Below are 25,439 nucleotides of genomic sequence, written 5' to 3'. Positions count from 1 at the left end.
CCGGTTTATTTTTTTATTCTGTTCTTATGGCATCAAGGGCAGAAAGTTTCATTGCTCGTCTTGCAGGAAGATATCCTGATAAAACTCCTATAAAAGTTGAAAATAAAATTGAACTTATTATAAGAAAGGGAGTTATCAATGAAAGCTTTGGATCAATCATTGCTCCTTCTTCTCCTGCCATGGACATAAAGAATCCACCGAAAAAGTAATTTATTATTTTAGAGGCAATAAGACTGAAAATTACTGAGACTATTCCTCCTATTGCACCTATTATACCAGCTTCAACTAAAAATAATTTTTGAATATCACGAATTGAAGCTCCTATTACTTTCATTACACCGATTTCTTTTGTCCTTTCATAAATACTCATAATCATTGTATTTGTAATTCCTATGGCAGCAACAATAAAAGATATGGCACCTATTCCACCAAATACAACTTGAATAATTTCTATTTGCTGGTTTGACTGTTTTAAAAAGTCTGCAGCCATGTTACTGGGATTATAACCTAAACTTTTAATTTGAGACTGAACACTTTCAACATTTTTAATATCATCAACGACAACCTTTATGTTGTTATATTGTTTAAGTTTTGAAACTTGATTGCCATAGCCAAAGGATTTGGATAAATCTTTAAAAGTATCTATGGACATAAAAATGCTGCTGTTTTGCATCCAGTTGTTAGGATTGTTTTCAAGAAGGCCCACAACCTTAATTGGAACTTGTGGCGGTTCCTTTTGAGGTGAATTTTCTGAAGGATCTTCCTCCATATAAGCTCCTCCGCCATCCATATTATTGTTATCAGTTGGAAATTCAGGATTAAATCGAAAAATAGAAAATTTTGATTTTAAAGGTTTTAATTTTTCTCCTGAAAAACCGGATCTTTTTGGGTCGCTCATTGATTGGGTAACACCGCCTCCAAAAATAAATTCATTTGCATTTTTTCTTGGCAGATTACCTTCAACAATTTTTAAACCGTAATTTTCAAATTCTTCATTGGGAATAGCCGTAAAACTTGAAAAACCTTCATAACGGCCACTTCTTATTTGCATATAGCCAGAATAAATAGGAATTACAGCCTTTACATTTTCAATTTTTTTGACCTCTTTTATGGCGGCATCATTTAATTTTTTCTTCTTTGCATTTTTAGCATTTGCTTCTGATTCTTCGCTCCAAGAAAAGTCAGTATGAAGATCTAAAGTTTTCATATCTCCCATGCGGGCAATCATGTCGGCGTTAATTTTTTTAAAACCGAAACCTATGGAGAGCATGATAATAATAGAAGTTGCACCGATAAAGACCCCAAGAACAGTTAAAAAAGTTCTGAGCTTTCTTGCAGCAAGATTTCTAAGGGCCATGCTAACTAAGTCACGAATTTTCATTATAGACTCATATCCTCGTCATCTTTTTTATTTTTTCTTTTTTTAATTAAAATTCCTGTACCAACAGCCGCAGCTATAAGAACAAGACCTCCGATTATTTTTCCTAATATGCCTCCACTTTTTTTAGGAGCTAGTTCTTGAGCTCCTTCATCTTCTTTAGGCATATCTGCTACATCAAATTCAAAGTCACGAGTAACTTCTTGTTTTTCTCCCATGGAGTCTTCAAAAGTCCAGGTAATAACAAATTTTTTGTGACCAGGAGATTCTGGAGTTATGTTTACTGAAAAATTATCACTGGAGCCAGGGTTAAAAGAACCCTTGTAATAAGTTGGAGTATCAAATTTTAAACCCTCTCCTGAAATTTTTACCATGACGTTGTTAAGAACGGCTTTACCTGTATTGTAATAATCAACGCTTAAATTTGTGTCCATACCAAGCATAAATTCACTTTGAGGTAAAATTTCTCCCACATCAAGTTTTGCTTGTTGAATAACAGGCACTCCAATTTGGGCAGTGTCCGTATATTTATTGGCCTCAGCATCCTCATATTCAAAGTTTGCAACAACTGTATAAGTTTTTGCAGCAGTATCGGGAACAGTTGTAAGAGTTATTTCCTTATCAACTTTTTTTCCAGGATTTATATTTGCAATATAAAAAGTATTTGAAGATTCAGTAGGAGTGAAAACTGAAGCAGTAGGAGCAGATCCTCCTGACATTGATCTTCCACTGGAACCAGAATCTCCTTGAGGAACTGATTCTTGAGTGTCACTTGTTAAAAATATTTTTATATTTTTTACAGCTTTTTTTGTATTTGTATTATAAAACTTTAGATACATTTTAAAAGGCTTGCCAGCTTCAATAACATTAGGTTCAAAATAATAATCTTCAATAATTAATTTTGGAGTAGGTGAGTTGTCTTTTTCTCCCGGTTGTTTTTCCTTGGGAGCTTTAATAAATACACCTGCAATTTGTGAAGAAGATTGAAGGTCGTTGGAACTTTCGTCATAGAAGTCCGCCTTTAAAGTTACGGGATAATTTCCTGTTGCAGCAGAAGGGCTTGCAATAAAGGAAAAATTAAAATGTTTACTTTCTCCTGGAGCAAGACTTTTTAATAAAACTTGAGAAACTGATTTTGAAGCAAGACTTGCTTGATTTTCACTAAGAGCTGAAACTTTTAAATTTTTAGCTTGAAGCCTTCCTGTATTTACTAAATCAAAACCTATATTTGCAGTTTGATTTCTTGAAATTGCACCCTTAGGGAAGGTTACATTTTTAAATTCAATAGTTGAAGGCTCTTGGCTGGGTTTTTTAATATTAAAAGAAAAAGAATAATCTCCGCTAATAGGAGCCTTACCACCCTCAGAAGTTAAAGAATACTTTAAAGTCAGCATATAAGAACCGGCAGCAAGGGCCTTATTACTTTTTAAATTATAAGTAATAAATTGACTTTGGCCGGGATTTAAACTTGTAATATCCTGAGTTGAAAGTCCATTTGTAAGAGTGATTGTGTTATCTTTTAAACCTTCAAGGCTTATTTTAATATTTTTTGCAATAGTGTCCCCTGTGTTTACAATTTCAAAGGGAACTTGAAAATCTCTTCCAGCTTCTTGAGTGTCAATCCAAAGAGAATCAACTTTTCTTATTTCAATAGCAGGATTAATAGGCTTTTCCGGAGCATTAACCCTTACATAAATAGTTTCAGTTTGAGTTTGAAATTGTCCATTCAAATAGTATTTAAGAATAATATTTACAGCTACAGTTTTTGTAGTAAAATCTTTTTCCGCTACTATACTAAAATGACCGGGTCTTTCTGAATTAGGGTCTATGTTCACACCATTTTTAAATACGTATCCGTCATTTTTTATAAAAACTTTTTCTGGATTTACTATAACAGCTTGCACTGTAAGATTTTTTGCTACAGCTTTATCTTTTTCATATGCATTTTCTTGTTCAATTTTATTTTTTTCTTCTTTACTTACATTTTCAGGAATAGGCTTTTGTGTATAAAAAATATTATTTTTTATTGTAACATCAACCTTTGCATCTCCGCCTTCGCTTAAATTAGTTGTTTGGTCAGCAACAACATCTAATTTGCCCACATTTTCTGTAATTGAACCTGCACTTACAAGACTTGGAAAACTTGTAAATGTCAGTATTAATGCTAAAAATATAGTTAAAAATTTTTTCATTCTTCCTTTTGTCCTCCCTTTGGAATTTTTGCATTGTTTTCTTCTATGCTTATTACCTTGCCGTCTCTCATATCCACAATTCTGTCGGCATATATACTTGTTTCTGTATCGTGGGTAACAATAATTAAAGTTTGATTATAATTTCTTGCCATAGAACACATTAAATCCATAATTTCAAAGGAAGTATTTGTATCCAAATTTCCCGTAGGTTCATCGGCAAACATAATTTTCGGCTTATCTACAAAAGCTCTTGCAATGGAAACTCTTTGTTGTTGACCACCACTCATTTCGTTGGGCTTATGGTAAATTCTGTCCCCAAGGCCAACTTTTTCGAGGATGTCCTTAGAAAGTTCATCACGCTTTTTCTTTGCAAGGCCTTTAAAAATAAGACCAAGAGCAACATTATCAAGAGCGTTTAAAGTTTTAATAAGATTATAAGATTGAAAGATAAAACCGACGTTGAGTCGTCTAAAAGTTGTAACCTGATCTTCGGAAAGTTTTTCTATATGTATTCCGCCAATAATAATTTGACCGGAAGTTGGTCTGTCAAGACCTGCCACCATATTTAATAAAGTTGACTTTCCGCTTCCTGATGTTCCTAAAAGGCATAAAATTTCTCCTTCATAAATATCAAGATTTATCCCATCAAGGGCACGAACTTTTTCATCACCCATCTTATAAATTTTATATAAATCTTTTATTTCAATGAGTTTTTTAATAATATCACCCCTCAGAATTAAGTATAACACAAGGATAAAGAATATTAAGTTACAAAAAGTTTAACAAAAACTAAAAAATTTCTAAATTTACAAAATAAAAAGGCGCAAAAACTTATTTACGCCTTAAAATTTAATTTAATTTATTATTATTTTTATTTATCTCTTCAGTCATTTTTGGAAGGATTTCAAACAAATCTCCAACTATTCCGTAGTGGGCAACCTTAAATATATCTGCATTTTCATCATTGTTAATTGCAATAATAAGGTCTGAATCTTCCATACCCTTTCTATGTTGAAGGGCACCGCTTATTCCAACAGCTATATAAAGTTTTGCCTTTACCTTTGTGCCGGAAATTCCTATTTGTTTACTTTTATCAAGCCAACCATTGTCTATAAGAGGTTTTGTTGCGCCGCTTGTTCCATGAAGGGCCTGAGCAAGTTCTTCAATTAAGTGCCAATTTTTTTTATCTTTAAGTCCCATTCCTCCTGCTACTATAACATCAGCTTCATCAAGTCTTACTGAATTTGTATCAAAGGGAATTTCTTCAAAGGAAATAAATTTACAACCTATTTCGTCTTCATCTATAGAAATTTTTTCTTCTATAATTTCTCCGATTCTACTTAAATCTTTTTTACCTGCTTTAAAAGCTCCCTGTCCTATAGTTCCTATCATAGGTTTTGTAGTTATTCTTATATCAGATAATAATTTTCCGCTGAAAGAAGGCCTTATCCATTTTATATCATCTTTATTTTCTGTAAGTTCTATTTGGGAACATTCAGCTACAAGGCCAAGACCCATTCTGGAGCAAATTCTTCCCCCTAAATCTCTTCCGTTTTCAGAAGCACTTATAAAAATTGTATAGGGCTTATATTTTTTTATTAAAGTTTCAAGGATTTTTGTCCAAGCATTTGTAGAATAATTTTTTAAAAGAGGATCTTCAACTTTTATTACCTTATCAGCTCCATAAGAAATAGCTTCCTTTGCAAGATCATCTGCCTTGTTAGAAATTGCAAGACCTATAAGATTTGAGTTTAAAGAGTCTGCAACTTGTCTTCCCTTTGATAGAACTTCTTTAGAAAGACTTGTTAAAGAACCCTTATATTGTTCAAGGACAATCCATATATTTTTATTATTTTCCAATTTATTCACCTACCTTATAAAATTTTTATCTTTAAGGATTTTAAGAACTTTTTCAATTTTTTCCTCAGTTTGTCCTTCTAAGATTTTACCTTTTGAAATTTCCTCTGGAGGGAAAACTTCAGCCACAAGAGTTGTAGAACCCTTTTGACCAATTCTTTCAGGATCAGCGCCTATATCTTCAGGACTTAAAATTTTAAATTCCAGACTGTCATCAACCTTATCCTTATAGTCATTAATATTTACATTTCCCTTTAAAACTGTAATTAAAGCAGGAAGTTCCACTTGAATTTTTTCGATTCCGTTAAAAATATTTCTTTTAGCTATTAATTTACTGTCTATATATTCAAGGTCTGAAACATAAGTTGCCTGATTAAAGGATAAGTGTTCTGCCAGTTCTGGCCCTACTTGACCAGTATCTCCATCAATAGTTTGAGAGCCTGTTAAAACCAAATCGAAATTATCAATTGTCTTTGCAGCTCTTGATAGAACATAACTTGTTGCAAGGGTATCGGATCCTCTAAAATCAGGAGAACTTATTATATAAGCCTTATCTGCTCCCATTGCAATGGCATATCTTAAAAATTCTTTTGCAAATTCCGGTCCCATAGTGATTACAGTAACTTTTCCCTTAGTTTTATTTTTTAAATCTATTGCCATTTTAAGAGCATGGACATCAGGGGGATTGATTATGCTCTTTACACCGTCTCTTATTAAATTTCCAGTTTCTCTGTCAACTTTTACATCTGAAACTTTAGGAACAATTTTTATACAAACTAAAATATTCATTCTCTACCTCCTCTTTCTAAATAATTATTATACTATATATGTGTCCTTTAAATTAATTTTTCTTCACTCTTTTAAATAAAGTAATTAAAGGTTAGAATAGTTTAGAGGTGCTTTATGAAAAAAGATTTAAAAGAAAGATTTTTTTCTTACATAGAAAATGCCTGGAAAAAAGAAAAAATTAAGAGAAGAGAAGCTCAAAAAAGGCAGGCACAGGTAAAAAAAGAATTAAAAATTGAAAATAAAAATTTAAGTAAAAAGGGAAGAATAAAAAAGCTTATATTTTTTTCTTTAGCAATTATTTTATACATAATTGTAAGATGCGGACTTAGGGCCTATAAGGGCAGGGAAGTTTTCAGATGGGAAGATATTTTATTTGGCCTTATAGTTATAGGTCTTTATGCCCTATATATTTTTAAATGGGCAAAGGAGTATAAAGATTCATGAAAATTATAGCCACAACCACTTTTGGACTGGAAAGCGTCCTTAAAAGAGAACTGGAAAACTTAGGTTATAAGGCTGAAGTTGAAAACGGAAGATTGGCTCTTGAGGGAGATTTAAAAGACATATATAAGTTAAATTTAAGACTTAGAACAGCAGATAGGGTTTTAATAGAATTTTTAAACTTTAAGGCTTTAAGTTTTGAAGAACTTTTTGATGGAGTTTCAGGATTTCCCTGGGAGGATTTTATTCCTGAAAATGCAAATTTTATTGTTGAAGGAAGAAGCAGAAAATCCAAACTTTTTTCAATTTCAGATTGTCAAAGGATAACTGAAAAAGCCATTATTACTAGACTTTCAAAAATTTATAAAAAATCTTATTTTGAAAAGGATGGACCAAGATATAAACTTGAAGTGTCTCTTTTAGATGATATTGCATCAATAACCTTAGACACTTCAGGCGAGGGCCTTCACAAAAGAGGCTATAGGGAAATAAATTATAAGGCACCTATTAGTGAAACCCTGGCGGCAGGTCTTGTAAGTTTAAGTTATTGGAATTCCAAAAGACTTTTATGCGACCCCTTTTGCGGATCGGGAACTATTGCCATTGAAGCTGCCATGATAGGAAGAAATATTGCACCAGGTCTTATGAGAAATTTTGATTTTGAAAATTTTTCCTTTACGGACAAAAAAGACTTTAGAGATCAAAAGTCTAAGTGTTATTCGGAGATACTCTTAAATAAAAAATTGGATATTGTTGCCAGCGACATTTCCTATAAGGCCATAGAAATTGCAAAAAACAATGCAGAACTAATGGATTTAAGCCAAGATATAACTTTTTTTAAAAAAGATATATTTGATTTGGATCTTCCTGATGATTATGGAGTATTAATTACAAATCCTCCCTACGGAGTGAGAATTAAAGACCAAGTAAGTGATCTACAAAAAGAACTTGGAAAACTTTACAAAAGTTTAAAAACCTGGTCTTTTTATATAATTACATCAGATGAAAATTTTGAAAAAGATTTTAATAAGAAAGCCGACAGAAATAGAAAACTTTACAACGGAGGCATAAGAACTTATTACTATCAATATTACGGACCGAAACCTAAAAAATAGGAGTGAAAAAATGAGTGGACAAAAATTTGATTTTAATATTAATCATATAGTTTTAAACGGAATTGCCGACCTTGTCAGAGTCATAGATAAGGATAATAATGTTATTTTTGTCAACTCAGCAATGAAAGAATTTTTTGGGGCAGATGAAACAACTATGACCTGCGAGCCGGGGGATGGATTTTTTTGTAACGTCTCTGTGGCTCAGAGGTCCTTCAGGACAGGGGAAATCATTCAAAGAGAGGAATACATCAAGGGGAATTATTACTCCGTTAAATGCTCTCCTGTGCATTCTGAGACAGGGGAAATAGTTGGAGTGGTTGAAGTTTTTAGAAATGTAACTATGGAGAAGAAACTTCAGGGACAAATAATAAATAAAAATAAGGAACTCACTTTTGAAATGCTTGATGCTCAAAAAATTCAAAAGTCTCTTATTCCGGAAAAGGGATTTTTTAAAAATTTAAAGTTAGATTATTTTTACAGTCCTTCAAATATTTTAAGCGGAGATTTATTTAATGTATTTGAAATTAACGAAGACAATATGGGAATTTATATAGCAGACGTTATGGGACATGGCTTTAAGTCTTCCCTTATAACTATGTTTATAAGTCTTTTGTTTAAAAATATTTCTACAAAAACTCTTCTTAGTCCATCCAGGACTCTTGAAGAGATAAAAAGCAGATTTTCTTCTTTAAATATTGATCCGGGAATTTATTTCACCTGCTTTTATGGGGTTTATAACAGAAAAAAAGACAACTTTCTTTTTTCCAATGCAGGACACAATCCCTGTCCCATTTTAACTCGTGATAGAAATTCTTATGAACTTATTTCCAGAGGCTTTCCCATTTCCGGAATCTTTGATCATATAAATTATGAGGAAAATTCAGTGGATTTATTTTGCGGCGACAAACTCCTTTTTATGACTGACGGAATTGTGGAAACTGTAAATAAAAACAGAGAGCCCTTCGGTCTTGAAAGGATCGCCGATATTTTAAATGAAAATAGTATTGATGAAATAAATGTAATAAAAGAAGAACTTGAACTTTATAAATATAGGGACCAGCAAGATGACATTACTTGCGTGTTATTTAAGGTGTTGTAATGAATTTTAAAGCTTATAAATATAATTTTGATAGGTCTATAGAAGATAAAATTGAAGAAAATAAAGAAAAATATAGAAATGCAGATTATTTGTGGACGGACTTTAATTTTTTAAGAGGGGAAGCCCACAGAGCAAAGGGCATTGCAAAAGAAATTGAAAGGGCAGGAAAAACCCTTGTAGTTGCAGGGATAGGAGGATCTTTTTTAGGAGCTGAAGCTGCAATTAATGCTTTAAATCCAAAGGGAAATAAAATACATTTTATAGGTAACAGTCTTTCTACAAGAGCCGCTTTACAAAAATTATCGGATTTAGATGAAGACTTTGCCCTTCTTGTCATTTCCAAATCGGGAAATACCCTTGAAACTATTATTGCTTACACATACATGAGAGAATTTATGAAAAATAAATTTATAGACTATAATAAAAGAATTTTTATTATGAGCCAGTCCTTAGATTCAAAGCTTGGAAGGGCATGCCAAAAAAATGGTCATAATTTTATAGAAATCTCCTCAGAAGTTGGGGGCAGATATTCAGTTTTAACTTGTGTTGGCCTTGTTCCTATGGCCTTTGCAGGAATTGATGTTGATAAAGTTATAGATGGTGCTTTAAGTGTCAATGTGGATCATGCAATTTCCTATGCAACTTACAGAAACAAATTTTACGAAAAAGATCTTTTTGTTGAAATCTTTACAGTATATGAACCGGATTTGGAATATTTATTAAAATGGATTTTACAACTTTTTGCCGAAAGTGAAGGAAAAGAGGGCAAGGGAATCTTACCAACTTATGTCATTAATTCAAGAGACCTCCACAGTTTAGGCCAATATATTCAATCGGGAAGGCAGATGTTTTTTGAAACTACAATTTCCCCTTTAAATTCAAATTCAAATCTGGAAGTATCTTTAGAAGATTACGGTCTCAATTTAAATATGACTTTAAATGAGCTTAACGATCTTACAAGAAAAGCTGTTATGAAATCTCATAGTAGCAATCAACTTTTATTGGAAATTGAAAAAATTGATGAATTTAACTTAGGTTGTATTTTTTATTTCTTTGAATATGCCTGCCAAGTTTCTGCAAAAATTTTGGGGGTTGATCCTTTTAACCAACCGGGAGTGGAAGAATATAAAGCAATATTAAGAAAAAAACTTTATGAAAAATAAAATAATAGGTTAAAAAATATAAGGCTTTTTAAGCATTATAAAGTCCTTGAAAAAAATTGAAATTACTTGCAAGTTTATATTGGAGTGATATAATTATTAAAGAATGTTATTTAATTAACATAGTATATAAAAATTTTAAGGGGGACTTTAAATGGATTTTAGAATGGATAAGGAGCATGCTCTTTTACAACAAATGTATGAAGCATTTGCTGTAAATGAAGTTAAACCTATTGCTGCAGACATCGACAAAACAGATGAGCCGCCAATGGAAAATGTTAGAAAAATGGCTAAATATGGATTTTTCGGCATACCATTTCCAAAGGAATACGGTGGACAAGGCGCAGATTACCTTGCATATGTAATGGCAGTTGAAGAGTTATCAAAAAAATGTGCAACTACAGGTGTAATTGTATCAGCACATACTTCACTTTGCGCTGCTCCTATTTATGAAAACGGAACAGAAGAACAAAAACGTAAATATTTACCAGACCTACTATCAGGACGTAAGATAGGAGCTTTCGGTTTAACTGAACCCGGTGCAGGTACAGATGCTGCAGGACAACAAACAACAGCAGTTCTTGACGGGGACGAATATGTTTTAAACGGAACAAAGATATTTATTACAAATGCAGGATTTGCAGATGTATTTATAATTATCGCCATGACTGACAAATCAAAGGGAACAAAAGGAATCTCAGCTTTCATAGTTGAAAGAGGAACTCCTGGATTCAGAGTCGGAGAACCTGAAGACAAAATGGGAATAAGAGCATCTTCTACTTGCGAACTTATTTTTGAAAATTGCAGAATTCCTAAAGAAAACTTACTTGGCCGTGAAGGCAAGGGATTCGGTCTTGCAATGAAGACTCTTGACGGAGGACGTATAGGTATTGCTGCTCAAGCATTAGGTATTGCAGAAGGAGCAATTGACGAAACAGTTCAATATACAAAAGAAAGAAAACAATTCGGAAGACGTATTTCTCAATTCCAAAATACTCAATTCCAACTTGCTGATATGAAAACCAAAACTGAAGCTGCAAAACTTTTAGTTTATAGAGCAGCTCATACAAAGGGTGTAGGACAAGCTTATGGACATTTTGCAGCAATGGCAAAATTATTTGCAGCTGAAAATGCATCAGATGTAACAAGAAGATGTCTTCAATTATTCGGCGGATATGGTTTCACAAGAGATTATCCAATTGAAAGAATGATGAGAGATGCAAAGATAACTGAAATCTACGAAGGTACTTCAGAAGTAATGAGAATGGTAGTTTCAGGCTGGATGGGAGTTAAATAGGAGGAGAATATGAAAATAGTAGTTTGTATAAAACAAGTACCTGATACAAATGAGGTTAGACTTGATCCTGTAACTAATACACTTATTAGAGAAGGAGTTCCGAGTATCATTAACCCTGATGATAAATCAGGTCTTGAAGCAGCACTTAGAATAAAAGATAAAGATCCTGAAAACATTGAAGTAACAGTTGTATCAATGGGACCGCCACAAGCAGAACTTGCTTTAAGAGAAGCTCTTGCAATGGGAGCTGACAAGGCAATTCTTGTAACAGACAGAGCTTTCGGAGGAGCGGACACATGGGCAACATCAAGCACAATAGCAGGAGCTCTTGAACATTTAGATTATGATTTAATCATTACAGGCCGTCAAGCAATAGACGGTGATACAGCTCAAGTAGGACCTCAAATTGCAGAACACTTGCACTTACCTCAAGTTTCCTACGTTGAAGAACTTGAACTTGGAGACGGATGCATAAAAGTTAAAAGACAATTTGAAGACAGATACCACAATTTGGAAGTTAAGCTTCCTTGCTTAATTACAGCTCTAACAGAACTTGCTCCACCAAGATATATGTCAGTAGGCGGCGTTTTTGACGCTTACCAAAAAGAAATCACAACTTGGGGACTTGAAGACATTAAAGATAAACTTAACCTTGCAGACATAGGACTTAAGGGATCACCGACAAAGGTTAAAAAATCATTCCCTAAACAAGGAAAAGGTAAGGGCGTTCTTCTTACAGACCTAAACGCAGATGAAGCAGCCCAAGCAATTGTAGCTAAGTTACAAGAAAAATATATAATATAAGGGGTGAATTTGATGAGCAAAGACGTATTTGTATTTATAGAACAAAGAGATAACCAACTACAAAAAGTAGGTATAGAATTACTTGGAAAAGCAAGAGAACTTGCAGATGACTTAGGTCAACAAGTAGTAGCAATGCTTATTGGTGAAAATGTAAAACAACACGCAGAACTTTTAATTCACCACGGTGCAGATAAAGTAATAATTGTAGAAGATCCTATTTTAAAAGAATATGTAACAGAACCATACACAAAGGCAATTTACAATATCATTAAAAAATACGATCCTGAAATTGTAATTTACGGAGCAAGTTCAATTGGACGTGACCTAGCACCAAGACTTGCATCAAGAATCCATACAGGACTTACAGCAGACTGTACAAAACTTGAAATAGATCCAGAAACAAAATTATTAATGATGACAAGACCTGCTTTCGGCGGAAACCTTATGGCAACAATTCTATGTGAAGAATTTAGACCTCAAATGGCAACAGTAAGACCGGGAGTTATGCAAGCTCTTGAAAATGATCCAAACAGAAAGGGTCAAGTAATAGAAGAAAAAATAGACTTTGAACCAAGCGATATGAATGTTAAAATAGTTAGCATTGAAAAAGCAGAATCAAAGAAAAAAGATATTACAGAGGCAAGCATCCTTGTATCAGCAGGACGTGGAATCGGCGGACCAGAAGGATTTGAAAATCTTGAAGGCCTTGCAAATGTCCTTGACGCAGAAATTTCTTCATCAAGAGCAGTTGTAGACGCAGGATGGATTACAAAAGACCGTCAAGTAGGACAAACAGGTAAAACAGTAAGACCTGAAGTTTATTTTGCCCTTGGAATCTCAGGAGCAATCCAACACTTGGCAGGAATGGAAGAATCTGATTTAATAATCGCAATAAACAAAAACGAAACAGCACCAATCTTTGAAGTTGCAGATTTGGGAATAGTAGGAGATTTAAACGCAATAGTTCCGAAATTAACAGAAGCAATTGACAGAGAAAAGAAATTAAAAGCAGAAATAGAATAATTATACAAAATAAAATCCATTGGAAGAAATTTCAATGGATTTTTTTAATGCAAATAAAAGTATAAATAAAAGAAAATTTCAATTGAAAATAAAACCCCGTGTAGGGACCAATTTGAAGACCTAACCCGATTTTTGAAAAAAATCGTGGTAGGTCTCATGCAACTATTTGCCCAAATCTTTGCTTTGGCTGCAAATATCTGCTATTGGTCCGCCGCCGTCAGGCGAATTTATTGAAACAAAATAAAAAAACGAAAAAGAAAAAATAAAGAAAAAATGTATGTTGAAAAAATTAAAAAAAAAATAAAAATAAAAATGTAAATTTAAAATAAATTTTAAATCAAATATTTATTTTTTTCTCCCACAAAAAACACGCGGACCGGTAAACCGGTCCCTAGGCCCCACAAAATCCCACACACAAATTTATTATAATTTCATCCGAACATGGAATCCACGCCGGAATGTGGGGTAAATTTATGCGAAAGGATTCATAAGATTAGAACCTTTGCAAGGGAATGTAGGGACCAATTTATTGGTCCGGCGGCGTAAGCCGAATAATTTGAAATAAAATAGAAAAATGAAAAAAGGTAAATATATATTCAACCTCCACAGAAACAATAGGAAAGAAAAGCGTAAGCTTTTCCACCTTTAAAAAGCCTTTCGAGGGGTAAGGAGGGGGGAGCCGCGAGGGGGACGTTAGGGACAATCGCAAGTCCATTAGTCCCCATCGCGTTATGTATGTAAAATAAAAAAAGAGAAAGAAAAAATGTAGAAAAAATATAAATTGAAAAAACATAAAATAAAATAAAAATGTAAATTTAAAATAAATTTTAAATCAAATGCAGGTTTTGTTTTCCCACATTATACACGCGGACCGGTAAACCGGTCCCTACAGGATTTTCAAAGGTTGTGGCAATAAGAAGTTTGTTTAAAATGAAAGTATTTCTTAAATAATTTAAAATTAATGTTAATTAAAAATTAGAATATAATTTTAAAAATGCTCTACATAGAGCATAAAAAAATAATTTATAAAAAATATTTATTTTTTTCTCCCACATTATACACGCTGATAAATAAATTAGTCCCTAAATCCAACAAAAGTAAAAAACGGAAACCGTAAAATCCATTACTGCATTAATAATAAAAAAGAGGGCGGTTTTCCGTCCTCTTTTAAAATTATAAACATATAAAATTTAAGCATTATCCCTTAAAATTATTCAATAAATTATAAATAATATGAAGTAAATAATCGAGCTTCAAATCATCAGTTTTTATCTCATCTTTTTCAAAAAGACCTAAAGCATAGGCATTTGCCAAATAAGCAAGGTCCCCATCTTTAAAAGATTTAAATAAATCTTTGTTGAAAGCATCTAAATTTTTAATGTCTTCAAAATACATCATGCCTCTAGCTTTTAAAATATTTTTAGCTGCGACAGAAAGTTTTAAAGGTCTGTCGTCTTTAAGACCTTCAAAACTTCTGTAAAAATCTGAATTACTTACAGAAAAATTTTCGTAGGGAACAGGAATATTTTCTCCTGAAAAATCACATACCATAAGTAAAAAGACTAAATCTTTTTCAGTGGCAGTCCTAGTTACATCAGCATTTTTAATTCCTATATTAAAGTCAGCTAATTTTGCAATTTCATTTTTATATTTTGAGCTTTCAAGGTTTTCATAATTTATTTTTGCTTTTTTAACCTCTAAAGTTTTAGGATTCATATAGCTTAAATCTTTAGTAAAACCATAAACCAGTTTTGGCTTATTATTTTCAAGGGTGTATACAAGACCAAAGCCAAGTTTTTCATAATAAGCCTTTAAAGCCTCATCAAGAGGTTTAATATCTTCAGGGATTTTGTCAAAGTCGCCCTTAAATAAATCGATATTATAATTTATAACTTCCTTACTTCCATTAGCAACTAAAAGGTCAAGACCGGAGTTTAAAATCGGTATATTGTCCTTAACTTGGTAAAAACTAATTCTTGTATCCTTTGGACGGGAAGAATAATCGTAAATATTAAAATCAATAGGGGAAATCTTTGAAGAATACTTATTGTAAAAATTTTTTCCTAAATTTAAGGCAGTTTTCTTGTCGATATTTGCCTTTTTCATATTTTGGCTTTCCTTGTAGTAAGACAAAATATTTAAATTTTTTCCGTCAAGGGTAAAAGATCTGTAATCAGAATTATTAGAATAATCCAAATTTATTACATATTCCTTATCCATCTTTGATAATGATGAAGATGTTAATTTAAGATTTTTAGGAACTAAATCTTTAACCACAGCTGTGGCATCTTTTATTTCCCTTGTTTCTTTTCTTTCCTTTAAGCCCTTTTCTTCTTCTGGACTTAAAGAATTTTTTTCACTTGCATCCATGGCGTCTTCACTTTTAGCACCTTCTTCATAGGGCATATTTCTTATATTTTTTGCAGGTTTAAGAGTATCTGCATCAAGATAGTCAAATTGAGAAATTCCATAGACAGGTTTCGCCTTATTTTCAGTGTAGGGACTGTAGTAAAGTCTTAGAGGATAAAGTTTATTCATTTCTTTTGCAGCGTCTTCTAAAGAATATTTAGGGTTAGGTTCAGGCAGCTTAGGATATTCATAATAACCAGAAATGTTAAAAGAAAATAGGGAAAGGTCTGAAAGGTTAATTTCCATATTTATGTCTGAGTATAAAAACTTAATGTCCTTGTAATATCTTGAAAAGAATAAATTTACACGGCCGCTGTTAAGAAAATATTTAGTTGATTCAAGTTTAAAGTCCTTTAAAAGTTGAGGATTTATTTTTTCAAGGTATTCATTTGCCTTTTTTACAATCAAATCCTTATCCACATTTATGGTTTTTTTAGAGTCTTTAGCATTATAGCTAAAATAGTTTATAATATTTCCCTTGCCATCAAGAACTACTGTAATTGAGTTTTTATCTTTAAAAATCCAATTGTAGCGTTTCCTATAAGTGTTTTCGCTCTTGCTTTCACTAATATTAAAAGATTCTATATTATCTTTAATATTAAAGACACTTTTAATTTTTTCAATTTCTTTAGTGTCTGACGTTTTAACTTTTTTTTGGCTTGCATAAGGGTATGTAACTAGGGATGAAAATAAAAATACAAATGCCAAAAATAAAGATAATTTTTTCATATTATCACCTCGTAAAATATTTACCCTTATATAAATAAAATATTCATGATAAAATATCTTTTTATGATATAATTTCTAAGGAATTAAGGATGGTGAAAAATGTTAAGTGTAAATAATTTAAGTGTAATTTTTCCAGATAAAAAACTTTTTGATGATGTAAATTTAAATTTTTCTCCTGGCAACTGCTATGGAGTAATAGGGGCTAATGGAGCAGGAAAATCAACTTTTTTAAAAATTCTTGCAGGGGAAAAAGATCCTACAAGCGGCAATGTTTCCATGGATAAAAATTCCAGAATGAGTAAACTTGCTCAGGACCACTATGCTTTTGATGAATATGATGTTCTTAACACTGTAATTATGGGCAATAAAAAATTATATGATATAAAAACCGAAAAGGATGCCATATATATGAAACCGGATTTTTCAGATGAAGATGGTTTGAGAGCTGCGGCTCTTGAAGGGGAATTTATGGAAATGAACGGTTATGAAGCTGAATCTGAAGCTTCAACAATTTTACAGGGTCTTGGAATAGGAACTGATCTTCATTATAAAAATATGAGCGAACTTTTAGAATCTGAAAAGGTTAAGGTTCTTCTTGCTCAAGCTCTTTTTGGCAAGCCGGATATTTTACTTCTTGACGAGCCTACAAACGGTCTTGATATAAAAGCAGTTATCTGGCTTGAAGATTTTCTTGCGGCTTTTGAAGGCATTGTAATTATTGTAAGCCACGACAGGTATTTTTTAAATGAAGTTTGTACTCACATGGTGGATATAGATTTTGGAAAGATTACTTTATTTGTGGGAAATTACGATTTTTGGTATGATTCTTCTCAACTTGCTCTAAAGATGGCAAAGGATCAAAATAAGAAAAAAGAAGAAAAAATTAAAGAACTTCAAGAATTTATAAGACGTTTTTCTGCAAACAAGTCTAAGAGCAGACAGGCAACCAGCAGGAAAAAACTTCTTGATAAAATAACTCTTGATGATATTAAACCTTCTTCCAGGAGATATCCTTTTGTAGGCTTTGATCTTTCAAGAGAAGTTGGAAATGAAATTTTAAATATAGAAAATCTTTCTCTAAAAAATGATGAGGGATATTTATTAAAAGATTTTTCCATGAGGGTAAATAAAGATGATAAGATTGCCTTTATAGGGAATGAACTGGCAATTACCAAGTTTTTTGAAACAATAACAAAGGCTGATGAAGATTACCAGGGAGAATTTAAGTGGGGACAAACTATAACTTACTCATATTTTCCAAAAGATAATACAAAATTTTTTGAAGATGTAAAATTAAATTTGGTAGATTTCTTAAGGCAATATTCTGAGGAACAATCGGAAATTTATTTAAGAGGCTTTTTGGGTAAGATGTTATTTTCCGGAGATGAGGTTTTAAAAGAAGCTAATGTTCTTTCTGGAGGAGAAAGGGTAAGGATGATGTTTTCAAAAATGATGCTTAAACCGGCAAATGTATTGATTTTTGATCAACCTACAAATCATCTGGATCTTGAAAGTATTGAAGCTGTAAATAACGGTCTTATAAATTATAAGTCAAATATACTTTTCACCTCTCACGACCATCAATTTATTTCAACAATAGCAAATAGAATTGTGGAAATTTTTGATGATGGAACTTATAGAGATGAGTCCATTAACTTTGAGGATTACATTGACAAGTATTATATGAAAGACCAATATTCAAGAGCATAAAACAAGAGCGTCCACTTTAAGGGCGCCTTTTTTTATTAGTTCTTTTCTTGCTTCTTTTATAGTTGAGCCCGTGGTAAAGATATCATCTATTAAAAGTATTTTTTTATTTTCTACATTTTCTGCAAAAAAGGCACCTTTTAAATTTTTTTCTCTTTGAATTTTATTTAAGCCCACCTGGTCTTTTGTAGCTTTTATTTTTTTCAAAGCTTTTTTACAGGGCATAAGGGTATTTGAACTAATATAATCTCCAATTAATTCCACTTGATTATAGCCTCTTTTAAGCCTATTTTTTTCATACATAGGTATAGGGCAGAAAAAATCATATTTTGAAATTAAATTCATGGATAAAATTTTTTCAGCCATAATATCTCCAAAAACTTTTGATAGAAAGGTTGAGTCCTTAAATTTAAAATTTATAAGGAGATTTTTTAAAAGTCCTTGGTATTTTAAAATTATATAAATTTTATAATTTTCTTCTTCCACTTCTTCATTTATAAAATTGAGGAGGGAAAAGCAATTTTTACAAAGATAATTTTTGTAAATTTCATCTCTGCAATTTGAACACTTATATAAAACCATAAATTTTTCTCTTTTCCATTGTTTCGATTAATTTTCTGTCTAAAGATGAGTATCTTTTATTTTGATGGTTGTTTTCCACCATAGTTTTTAAATATTTTATTTCTCCTACAAGGACGACCATGCGACTTGCCCTAGTTATACCTGTATAGATTATGTTTCTTGTCATAAGCATAAAGGGGGCTGAGTGGAGGGGAATTATTACTGCTGGAAATTCCGAACCTTGAGATTTGTGGACGGTGCTTGCATAAGCCAAAGTAAGCTCCGAAAAATTTTCTCTTTGGTATTCTATTTTTTTTACATCATCAAAAACAATTGTCATGGTGTCAGAGTCTGCATCGACACTTTCTATAAAGCCCAGCTCTCCATTAAAAATTCCCTGACCTTCTTCATGATAATTTTCAGTTTCGATTTTATATTGGAGATTATAGTTATTTTTTATTTGCATAACCTTATCGCCAGGCCTAAAAATTGTGTCCATAAATTTTATCTCTTCTTTTTTATTTTGAGGATTTAAATTTTCTTGCAAGACCTTATTTAAGTTGTCAACTCCTGTAAGACCTTTTTTAGTTGGAGATAAAACTTGTATATCCTTTAAAGAATCATAGTTTTTAAAGTCGGGAAGCCTTGTTTTAACAAGATCAACTATTGTATTTAAACTTTCATTTACATTGGGGCTTTGAATGAAGAAAAAGTCCTTTGATTTATTGTCTATAAGGGGCATTTTTCCGCTGTTTATCAAGTGGGCATTTTTTACAATAAGAGAGCCTTCCTCTTGTCTAAAAATTTTATTTAAGTAGACAACATTTATTATTTTTGAATTTATTATGTCGGACAAGACATTGCCTGCGCCAACGGAGGGAAGTTGGTCTTTATCTCCCACAAGGACAAGCCTGGAATTATCCTTTACTGCCCTAAGAAGGGTGCTCATTAAAAACAAATCCACCATGGAACATTCATCAACTATAATTAAATCTCCGTCAATTTCTTCAATTTCAAAATAATCGCTATTAGGAGTGATTTCCAATAATTTATGAATAGTTGAAGCCTCTCTTAAAGTTGCTTCTTCCATTCTCTTTGCTGCACGACCGGTTGGAGCTGCAAGAACTGTTTTTAAATTTTCCTTTTCTGCCAAATCTATTATTGTTTTTAAAGTTGTTGTTTTTCCTGTGCCGGGGCCTCCTGTTATAACTGTAAGGCCTCCTGTTAAAGCTTCTTTTACTGCTTCTTTTTGATTTTCTGCAAGTTTTATATTTTTTCTTTCTTCAATTTCTTTAATAGAATTTTCAATATTATTTTTAAGTTCAAATTTTTGCAAGGAAAGTTTTGTAAGTTTTCCGGCAACATAATTTTCTTCCTTGTACATTGAGGCTTTGTAGCAATTTATTTGATCATTTATTTTTTCAAGATAAAAATATTTACTGAATTGTAAATTTATAATTTGATCTTCAATTAAATCTTCATTAATTTCCAAAAGTTTGGAGGATTTTTTTATAAGGACATCTTTTGGTAGATAGGTGTGGCCGTCATTAACTGCATAATTTATAGTCCATTTTAAGGCTGATATTATCCTTTCCTTGGAATCTTTTTTATAGCCTAATTTAAGGGCGATGGAGTCTGCTGTTTTAAAACCTATGCCCTTTATTTCGTCTGCAATCCTATAGGGATTTTCCCTTATTACATTTAAAGTTTCATTTGCGTATAAAGTGTAAATTTTAAAGGCAGCCGATGGACTAATTCCATACCCGTAAAGCTCATATATGACCTTAGAGGCCTTTTTATTTGCTTTAAGGTATTCTGATATCTTTTCAAATTTTTTAGTGCCTATACCGTGAATCTGAAGAAGTTTTTCTGGCTCCTTATCTAAGATTAAAAGAGTTTCATCTCCAAATTTTTTATAGATGGTTTCAGCCATTCTGCTTCCTATAAAGGGGATTAAGCCTGAAGACAAATATTTTATAATGCCGTCTTTTGAAGTAGGAATATGCTCATTTAAATTTTTAAAGGAAAATTGTTCGCCAAATTTTTTGTGGACAAAAAAATCTCCTTCAAAGGTATATTCTTTTCCAATTTCAATTTTTATAGCATTGCCTGTTACTGTAAGGCTTCCATCTTCTGTAGTAACTAAGGCAACAGTCCAAGCATTTTCATCATTTCTATAAATAATTTTTTCTACTAAACCGTCAATTTTTATCATGATTTCACCTATGAATATTGTATCTTATTTTTATTAAAATTTTTACTTTTAATAAATTTTGTTTGTATTAAAAAAAAACTTGTGATATTATACTTGAAGTTAATACCTTATTGAGAGTGGTGGAGTGAATGGGCACGATGAAACCCGGCAACCTGTAAGTGGTGCTAAATCCCACGGATAATTCCGGAAGATAAGGACAGCCTTAAACTTTCGGTTTAAGGTTTTTTTATTTTAGGTATTAATTTTTATAGAATATATCGGAGGAAACAAATGAAAAAATGGTTATTTACATCGGAGTCCGTTACAGAAGGACATCCGGACAAGGTTTGCGATCAAATTTCAGATGCAATTCTTGATGCCATAATTAGTGAAGACCCGCAGGCAAGGGTTGCTTGTGAAACAATGGCATCAACAGGTATGGTAGTTATTACGGGAGAAATTTCCACAGAAACTTATGTTGATTTTACACAAATTGTAAGAGATACAGTTCGCGAGATAGGATATGACAGAGCAAAATACGGTTTTGATGCTGACACCTGCGCAGTCTTATGTGCAGTTAAAGAACAATCTCAAGATATTGCCATGGGAGTTGACAGATTTAAAGAAGGAGCAAAAGATTTTGACGAGCTTGGAGCAGGGGACCAAGGAATTATGTTTGGCTATGCTTGCAAAGAGACAAAGGAACTTATGCCCCTGCCTATAAGTCTTGCTCATAAGCTTGCAAGAAAACTTACTGATGTTAGAAAAAGTGGTAAATTAGATTATTTAAGACCAGATGGAAAGACTCAAGTTACTGTGGAATATCACGATAATGAGCCTGTAAGAATAGAAAATATTGTTATTTCCACTCAACACTCACCGGAAGTTTCAAATGAAAAGATAAAAGAAGACTTAATAAAATATGTAATTGATGAAATTGTTCCAAAAGATCTTTTAGATGAAAATACAAAGTATTTTGTAAATCCTACAGGAAGATTTGTTGTTGGAGGTCCTATGGGTGATGCGGGACTTACTGGAAGAAAAATAATTGTGGATACTTACGGTGGATACGCTCGTCATGGCGGCGGTGCTTTCAGCGGAAAAGATCCTACAAAAGTTGATAGATCTGCTTGTTATTATGCAAGATATATTGCAAAAAATATTGTTGCAGCAGGACTTGCAGATAGATGTGAAATTGGACTTGCTTACGCTATAGGCCTTGCAAGACCTACTTCAATTTATGTGGAAACTTTCGGAACTGGAAAACTTTCCGACAATGAAATTGAAGAAATTATTAAAAAGCATTTTGATCCAAGACCTGCAGCTATAATTAAAAACTTGGATCTTTTAAGACCTATCTACAAACAAGTTGCTTCTTATGGACATTTTGGTAGAGATGATTTGGATTTAACTTGGGAAAAGACTGATAAGGTTGATGAACTTAAAAAATATTTAAAATAAAAAAAAGAAAAACCGACTTTTTATAGTCGGTTTTTCTTTAAGGAAAGTAAAAAAATAAAAAATAAGAAAAATACAAAAGGATAATTTCTTTTACACATATATAATAACACAAATAAAATTAAATTGAAATAATAAAAAAATTAAAAAGGTGATGAGATTATATTTTCTCATCACCTTTTTTGTACAGTGTGTAAATTTATGTTTATTAAAATAAATTACTTAATTTTAATATGGTGCAAAGGATTGATCGCTCCACCATTCACGTTTTAACATTTCATATTGTTCTTTTAATTGACCAAGTTGGAAATTTTCCCAATAAGCAAGCTCTTTGTAAAGTTTTTTTGCATCTTCAATAGCTGATTTTTCGCTTGCTTTTTCATAGAATTCTATGTTGTTTCTCTTAATGGTCATACCCAAATTGAAAATTGAAAGAGCCATTGGAGTTCTTTCTGCTTTGATTTTTGACCATTCTTCTTCTTTTTGAGTTTCAAAAGCTGATTTAATTTTATCAAAAATACCTGCTTCGTGTTTTTCAATTTGATCTTTAAGTCTCATTAAATATTCAACATGTTCATCTGCTTGATGAGCAAGAGATTCAAAAATCTTAGCTGTTTCTTGTCCACTAAATTGTGAAGCACTTACTTTAAAGTAGTTAATACCTTCAATTTCATTTAATAGAGCTTGTTTTACAATATTAAGTTCACTGGAGAATATTTTTTCTTCGTCTTCTTTATCCATTTTTCTGATGTCATTAATGTAACTGATTTCTTGTGGATTTTCTCCGCCTCTTAAGCTGTAGTTTTGTTCAGGAGTTCTGTTTACTTTTCCTTCTAAGTTACTTGCTTGAGGACTGCCAACAGCATTTTGACCTTCGCCTATTGCTTTTTCGTTTATAGGAATTAATTTCTTTTTCTTATCTCCGTAAACTTTAGTGAAAGCTGCTATAATTGAATCTTTTTCAACAAGGCCAGTAACTTTTAAGTATGCACCAAGCATAACCATGTTGGCAACTCTTGGATTACCTATTTGTCCTGCAATATCATTTACAGGAATTTTATAAATGTTTATATCTTTTCTTGTAGGTTCAGATTGAACTAAGGAAGAATTTAATAAAAGATTTCCACCTGGTTTAACATGGGATTCAAAAAGTTCAAGTGATGGTTCGTTCATTACTACTACATCATCTGCAACTGCTATAATAGGGCTTCCAACAGGGTCAGTTGAAACAACAACTGAACAGTTTGCAGCACCCCCACGCATTTCAGGGCCATAAGAAGGGTACCATGATACGTGTTTACCTTCAAGCATGCCGGCATAAGAAATAAGTTGTCCCATTGCCATAACACCTTGACCACCAAAACCTGCCATTACAATTTTTCTTGTAGTCATATTATTCACCCCTTCTAAAGTTTCCAAGAGGATAATAAGGAATCATATTATCTCTTAACCATTGAAGTGCATCTACAGCTGGAAGTCCCCAGTTAGTAGGACAAGTTGAAAGAACTTCTACAATACCAAATCCTTTTCCGTCAAGTTGACATTGGAAACATTCCTTAATAGCTTTTTTAGCTTTTCTAATATTTGCAGGTGTATCAACAGATACTCTTTCTACAAATTTTGCACCGTCAATTGTTGCAAGCATTTCTGCCATTCTTATAGGCTTACCTGACCAAGCTTCATCTCTACCATAAGGAGAAGTTGTTGTTACTTGTCCTATTAAAGTTGTAGGAGCCATTTGACCTCCGGTCATACCATAAATAGCATTGTTTACAAATATTGTTGAAATTTTTTCTCCTCTATGAGCAACGTGAACTATTTCTGCAGTACCGATTGATGCTAAGTCTCCATCACCTTGGTAAGTAAATACAAATTTATCTGGATGAACTCTTTTAACACCTGTTGCTACAGCAGGAGCTCTACCGTGAGCTGCTTCATACATATCACAGTTAAAGTACTTGTATGCAAGTACGGAACATCCAACAGGACAAACTCCTATTGCTTTATCAAGTAAGTTCATTTCAACTAAACATTCAGCAACAAGTTTATGGATAATTCCGTGAGTGCAACCGGGGCAATAGTGCAATGGTTCATCGGTTAAACCTTCTGAATATGCGTACATACATTTTTCATTTTCATTTAAAACCGGTTTTTTCATTTTCTTTCCTCCAAAATCTTAAGTGCTGCTTCATAAACTTCTTCAGCAGAAGGAATCATTCCTCCAAGTCTGCAGAAGAAATGAATATTTTGTCTTCCTTGAGTTCCAATTTTAACATCGTCTGTCATTTGTCCGTGATTCATTTCTACAACAAGAATGTCTTTACAAGATTCAGGTATTTTTTTGTATGAATCATAGGGGAAAGGCCAGCAAGTAATAGGTCTTATAATACCAACCTTATATCCTTTTTCCTCAAGCATAGTCATAGCAGTTTTGCAAACTCTTGCACTTGTTCCATAAGCGGAGAATAATAGGTCTAAATCTTTATCAAGACCAATTTCTTCAACTCTTACTTCATTTTCTTCGATTGTTTTATATTTTGCCATTAAATCTAAACTATGTTCTTCCATTTCTTCTGGAGAAAGATAGATAGAGTTAATAATATTTCTTTCTTTTCTTGTTCCTTGACCAGTTGCAGCCCAAGGTTTATCAGGAATATTTTCTACTCCAGATTCTTTAAACTCAACAGGTTCCATCATTTGACCTAAAACTCCGTCTCCCATAAGAACAACTGGGTTACGATATTTATCAGCAAGATCAAATCCTAAAATTACAAGGTCAACCATTTCTTGAACAGTTGAAGGAGCAAGGACTATTGTTCTGTAGTCACCGTTTCCGCCACCTCTTGTAGATTGGAAATAATCAGTTTGTGATGGTTGAATAGAACCAAGGCCTGGGCCACCTCTCATCATGTTTACAACTAAACATGGAAGCTCAGCGCCTGCCATATAAGAAATACCTTCTTGTTTTAAAGAGATTCCTGGAGAAGAAGAAGATGTCATAACTCTTGCTCCTGCACCTGATGCACCATAAAGCATATTAATTGCAGCTACTTCTGATTCTGCTTGTAAAAAGCAACCGTCAATTTTTGGAAGCTCTCTTGATAAATATTCGGGAATTTCTGATTGCGGTGTAATCGGATAACCGAAGAAATATTTACATCCTGCTTTAATTGCAGCTGCACCTACCGCTTCATTTCCCTTCATCAATACTTTTGTCATTTTTACA

20 protein-coding genes and 1 riboswitch are annotated in these 25,439 nt (G+C 32.6%); of the genes, 9 read left to right on the top strand and 11 right to left on the bottom strand.

The annotated features are described in order from the left end of the window. Positions 1-13: 13 nt before the first annotated feature. The 5 genes from J2S72_RS03870 to J2S72_RS03850 all read right to left on the bottom strand — a co-directional run bounded on the left by J2S72_RS03870 (position 14) and on the right by J2S72_RS03850 (position 6,216). On the bottom strand, positions 14-1,381 hold the full coding sequence (locus tag J2S72_RS03870) for an ABC transporter permease (protein ID WP_023055450.1): 1,368 nt from the start codon (positions 1,379-1,381) through the stop codon (positions 14-16). Next, complete coding sequence (locus J2S72_RS03865) at positions 1,381-3,570, bottom strand: COG1361 S-layer family protein (protein ID WP_023055457.1); 2,190 nt, start codon at positions 3,568-3,570, stop codon at positions 1,381-1,383. The genes J2S72_RS03870 and J2S72_RS03865 overlap by 1 nt, the downstream gene beginning before the upstream one ends. Beyond that, positions 3,567-4,244, bottom strand: coding sequence for an ABC transporter ATP-binding protein (locus J2S72_RS03860; RefSeq protein ID WP_052648940.1), 678 nt, complete (start codon positions 4,242-4,244; stop codon positions 3,567-3,569). Before J2S72_RS03860 ends, J2S72_RS03865 begins: the two co-directional genes overlap by 4 nt. Before the next feature lie 175 nt (positions 4,245-4,419). Beyond that, positions 4,420-5,430: an electron transfer flavoprotein subunit alpha/FixB family protein gene (locus J2S72_RS03855; RefSeq protein WP_023055455.1), complete on the bottom strand. Its 1,011-nt coding sequence runs from the start codon at positions 5,428-5,430 to the stop codon at positions 4,420-4,422. A gap of 9 nt (positions 5,431-5,439) precedes the next feature. Next, a complete protein-coding gene (locus J2S72_RS03850; protein WP_023055472.1) occupies positions 5,440-6,216 on the bottom strand; it encodes an electron transfer flavoprotein subunit beta/FixA family protein in 777 nt (258 codons plus the stop codon). Positions 6,217-6,330: 114 nt separating this feature from the next. Between J2S72_RS03850 and J2S72_RS03845 the strand changes: the two genes are divergently transcribed. The 7 genes from J2S72_RS03845 to J2S72_RS03815 all read left to right on the top strand — a co-directional run bounded on the left by J2S72_RS03845 (position 6,331) and on the right by J2S72_RS03815 (position 13,155). After that, complete coding sequence (locus tag J2S72_RS03845) at positions 6,331-6,660, top strand: hypothetical protein (protein WP_023055445.1); 330 nt, start codon at positions 6,331-6,333, stop codon at positions 6,658-6,660. Further along, positions 6,657-7,772 carry a THUMP domain-containing class I SAM-dependent RNA methyltransferase gene (locus J2S72_RS03840; RefSeq protein WP_307495003.1) on the top strand — a complete coding sequence of 372 codons (1,116 nt, stop codon included), beginning with the start codon at positions 6,657-6,659 and terminating at the stop codon, positions 7,770-7,772. Before J2S72_RS03845 ends, J2S72_RS03840 begins: the two co-directional genes overlap by 4 nt. A 10-nt stretch (positions 7,773-7,782) precedes the next feature. Next, complete coding sequence (locus J2S72_RS03835) at positions 7,783-8,871, top strand: SpoIIE family protein phosphatase (protein WP_307495002.1); 1,089 nt, start codon at positions 7,783-7,785, stop codon at positions 8,869-8,871. Then, on the top strand, positions 8,871-10,034 hold the full coding sequence (locus tag J2S72_RS03830) for a phosphoglucose isomerase-related protein (protein ID WP_307495001.1): 1,164 nt from the start codon (positions 8,871-8,873) through the stop codon (positions 10,032-10,034). The genes J2S72_RS03835 and J2S72_RS03830 overlap by 1 nt, the downstream gene beginning before the upstream one ends. A 151-nt stretch (positions 10,035-10,185) precedes the next feature. Beyond that, entirely contained in the window at positions 10,186-11,328 is a 1,143-nt protein-coding gene (locus J2S72_RS03825; RefSeq protein WP_023055449.1) for an acyl-CoA dehydrogenase, read from the top strand. A 9-nt stretch (positions 11,329-11,337) separates the two neighbouring features. Continuing rightward, on the top strand, positions 11,338-12,132 hold the full coding sequence (locus tag J2S72_RS03820) for an electron transfer flavoprotein subunit beta/FixA family protein (RefSeq protein WP_023055465.1): 795 nt from the start codon (positions 11,338-11,340) through the stop codon (positions 12,130-12,132). 12 nt (positions 12,133-12,144) lie between these two features. Beyond that, positions 12,145-13,155, top strand: coding sequence for an electron transfer flavoprotein subunit alpha/FixB family protein (locus J2S72_RS03815; RefSeq protein WP_023055476.1), 1,011 nt, complete (start codon positions 12,145-12,147; stop codon positions 13,153-13,155). A gap of 1,197 nt (positions 13,156-14,352) precedes the next feature. Here the strand turns inward: J2S72_RS03815 and J2S72_RS03810 are convergent. Then, complete coding sequence (locus tag J2S72_RS03810) at positions 14,353-16,293, bottom strand: YcdB/YcdC domain-containing protein (protein ID WP_307495000.1); 1,941 nt, start codon at positions 16,291-16,293, stop codon at positions 14,353-14,355. 99 nt (positions 16,294-16,392) lie between these two features. Between J2S72_RS03810 and J2S72_RS03805 the strand changes: the two genes are divergently transcribed. Then, positions 16,393-18,003: an ABC-F family ATP-binding cassette domain-containing protein gene (locus J2S72_RS03805; protein ID WP_307494999.1), complete on the top strand. Its 1,611-nt coding sequence runs from the start codon at positions 16,393-16,395 to the stop codon at positions 18,001-18,003. Here the strand turns inward: J2S72_RS03805 and J2S72_RS03800 are convergent. Both J2S72_RS03800 and recD2 read right to left on the bottom strand, forming a co-directional pair. Next, the gene (locus J2S72_RS03800; protein WP_307494998.1) at positions 17,992-18,582 is read right to left on the bottom strand and encodes a ComF family protein; all 591 of its coding nucleotides are present in this window, start codon (positions 18,580-18,582) and stop codon (positions 17,992-17,994) included. The genes J2S72_RS03805 and J2S72_RS03800 overlap by 12 nt on opposite strands. Continuing rightward, positions 18,569-20,776, bottom strand: coding sequence for an SF1B family DNA helicase RecD2 (recD2, locus tag J2S72_RS03795; protein WP_307494997.1), 2,208 nt, complete (start codon positions 20,774-20,776; stop codon positions 18,569-18,571). The genes J2S72_RS03800 and recD2 overlap by 14 nt, the downstream gene beginning before the upstream one ends. Before the next feature lie 104 nt (positions 20,777-20,880). Further along, positions 20,881-20,973, top strand: a riboswitch (SAM riboswitch). 73 nt (positions 20,974-21,046) lie between these two features. Here recD2 and metK point away from each other — a divergent pair. Further along, positions 21,047-22,216 carry a methionine adenosyltransferase gene (metK, locus tag J2S72_RS03790; protein WP_307494996.1) on the top strand — a complete coding sequence of 390 codons (1,170 nt, stop codon included), beginning with the start codon at positions 21,047-21,049 and terminating at the stop codon, positions 22,214-22,216. 225 nt (positions 22,217-22,441) lie between these two features. Here metK and J2S72_RS03785 read toward each other — a convergent pair whose 3' ends face one another. From J2S72_RS03785 to J2S72_RS03775, 3 genes are read right to left on the bottom strand one after another with little or no spacing between them, the layout of a single operon-like run. Next, the gene (locus J2S72_RS03785) at positions 22,442-23,605 is read right to left on the bottom strand and encodes a 2-oxoacid:acceptor oxidoreductase family protein (RefSeq protein WP_023055882.1); all 1,164 of its coding nucleotides are present in this window, start codon (positions 23,603-23,605) and stop codon (positions 22,442-22,444) included. 1 nt (position 23,606) lies between these two features. Further along, positions 23,607-24,371 (bottom strand): thiamine pyrophosphate-dependent enzyme, encoded by a 765-nt coding sequence (locus J2S72_RS03780; protein WP_023055869.1) that lies wholly within the window; start codon positions 24,369-24,371, stop codon positions 23,607-23,609. Next, entirely contained in the window at positions 24,368-25,432 is a 1,065-nt protein-coding gene (locus J2S72_RS03775) for a 3-methyl-2-oxobutanoate dehydrogenase subunit VorB (RefSeq protein WP_307494995.1), read from the bottom strand. Before J2S72_RS03775 ends, J2S72_RS03780 begins: the two co-directional genes overlap by 4 nt. Positions 25,433-25,439: the final 7 nt, after the last annotated feature.

Origin of the sequence: Peptoniphilus koenoeneniae, from assembly GCF_030812875.1 — a bacterium.
Taxonomy (GTDB): Bacteria; Bacillota; Clostridia; order Tissierellales; family Peptoniphilaceae; genus Peptoniphilus_B; species Peptoniphilus_B koenoeneniae.
This window is presented reverse-complemented; position numbering and strand designations above follow the sequence as displayed.

What these genes read in the sequence shown, in the direction of transcription:
- J2S72_RS03835 (WP_307495002.1), top strand. Translation starts at nt 7,783, where the DNA reads ATGAGTGGACAAAAATTTGATTTTAATATTAATCATATAGTTTTAAAC.
- J2S72_RS03785 (WP_023055882.1), bottom strand. Translation starts at nt 23,605, where the DNA reads ATGACTACAAGAAAAATTGTAATGGCAGGTTTTGGTGGTCAAGGTGTT.
- J2S72_RS03815 (WP_023055476.1), top strand. Translation starts at nt 12,145, where the DNA reads ATGAGCAAAGACGTATTTGTATTTATAGAACAAAGAGATAACCAACTA.
- metK (WP_307494996.1), top strand. Translation starts at nt 21,047, where the DNA reads ATGAAAAAATGGTTATTTACATCGGAGTCCGTTACAGAAGGACATCCG.
- J2S72_RS03775 (WP_307494995.1), bottom strand. Translation starts at nt 25,432, where the DNA reads ATGACAAAAGTATTGATGAAGGGAAATGAAGCGGTAGGTGCAGCTGCA.
- J2S72_RS03800 (WP_307494998.1), bottom strand. Translation starts at nt 18,582, where the DNA reads ATGGTTTTATATAAGTGTTCAAATTGCAGAGATGAAATTTACAAAAAT.
- J2S72_RS03865 (WP_023055457.1), bottom strand. Translation starts at nt 3,570, where the DNA reads ATGAAAAAATTTTTAACTATATTTTTAGCATTAATACTGACATTTACA.
- J2S72_RS03850 (WP_023055472.1), bottom strand. Translation starts at nt 6,216, where the DNA reads ATGAATATTTTAGTTTGTATAAAAATTGTTCCTAAAGTTTCAGATGTA.
- J2S72_RS03845 (WP_023055445.1), top strand. Translation starts at nt 6,331, where the DNA reads ATGAAAAAAGATTTAAAAGAAAGATTTTTTTCTTACATAGAAAATGCC.
- J2S72_RS03810 (WP_307495000.1), bottom strand. Translation starts at nt 16,293, where the DNA reads ATGAAAAAATTATCTTTATTTTTGGCATTTGTATTTTTATTTTCATCC.
- J2S72_RS03820 (WP_023055465.1), top strand. Translation starts at nt 11,338, where the DNA reads ATGAAAATAGTAGTTTGTATAAAACAAGTACCTGATACAAATGAGGTT.
- J2S72_RS03840 (WP_307495003.1), top strand. Translation starts at nt 6,657, where the DNA reads ATGAAAATTATAGCCACAACCACTTTTGGACTGGAAAGCGTCCTTAAA.
- J2S72_RS03870 (WP_023055450.1), bottom strand. Translation starts at nt 1,381, where the DNA reads ATGAAAATTCGTGACTTAGTTAGCATGGCCCTTAGAAATCTTGCTGCA.
- recD2 (WP_307494997.1), bottom strand. Translation starts at nt 20,776, where the DNA reads ATGATAAAAATTGACGGTTTAGTAGAAAAAATTATTTATAGAAATGAT.
- J2S72_RS03860 (WP_052648940.1), bottom strand. Translation starts at nt 4,244, where the DNA reads ATGGGTGATGAAAAAGTTCGTGCCCTTGATGGGATAAATCTTGATATT.
- J2S72_RS03805 (WP_307494999.1), top strand. Translation starts at nt 16,393, where the DNA reads ATGTTAAGTGTAAATAATTTAAGTGTAATTTTTCCAGATAAAAAACTT.
- J2S72_RS03830 (WP_307495001.1), top strand. Translation starts at nt 8,871, where the DNA reads ATGAATTTTAAAGCTTATAAATATAATTTTGATAGGTCTATAGAAGAT.
- J2S72_RS03780 (WP_023055869.1), bottom strand. Translation starts at nt 24,371, where the DNA reads ATGAAAAAACCGGTTTTAAATGAAAATGAAAAATGTATGTACGCATAT.
- J2S72_RS03825 (WP_023055449.1), top strand. Translation starts at nt 10,186, where the DNA reads ATGGATTTTAGAATGGATAAGGAGCATGCTCTTTTACAACAAATGTAT.